This is a genomic window from Neobacillus paridis (assembly GCF_016765675.1).
Taxonomy (GTDB): Bacteria; Bacillota; Bacilli; order Bacillales; family Cytobacillaceae; genus Neobacillus; species Neobacillus paridis.
Window position 1 is genome coordinate 426 of the sequence record NZ_JAESWB010000008.1, and the last position, 390, is coordinate 815.

At 61.3% G+C, this 390-nt stretch carries 1 protein-coding gene; it reads left to right on the plus strand.

Annotated features, from left to right (window positions below; genetic code table 11):
• Positions 1 to 196 precede the first annotated feature (196 nt).
• A complete protein-coding gene (locus tag JK635_RS01405) occupies positions 197 to 367 on the plus strand; it encodes a hypothetical protein (RefSeq protein WP_202651722.1) in 171 nt (56 codons plus the stop codon).
• Positions 368 to 390 lie beyond the last annotated feature (23 nt).

The following is a 390-nucleotide window of genomic DNA, read 5'->3' on the forward strand; positions in this document are numbered from 1 at the left end:
GCCCTGGTCGACAATGACCTGGCCCAGCTTGCGGCCCGAGCGCTTCTGCTCCTGCGACACCATTGCAACTGGTCTGCATTGAGCAGGCCTTGCTCGACCAGGATGTCGCCGAGGCGGGCTTTCACGGTGGCCATGCCTACTGCCTCACGATGCTTGGTGCGGCGACGAGCCCGGCTGCGGAGGAAGCGGCAGGCGCATGCGCAAATGCCGTCGCCGCTGCGTTGCCTTGGGCTGGCATGCGGAATTGAAAAAGACCACAGCGCGCTGCGGCAGGTATATGGGGCTTCATGGCAGTGAGTCAGACGTGGAATGTAATTTCGGCAATCTATGGCCGGCACTTCGATCAGGTACTCTGCGCTGGCTGTAACCGGCGGTGATCAGAAAACATTG

Excerpts from the sequence above, each read along its gene's own strand:
- JK635_RS01405 (WP_202651722.1), top strand. The coding sequence starts at position 197 with ATGCGCAAATGCCGTCGCCGCTGCGTTGCCTTGGGCTGGCATGCGGAA.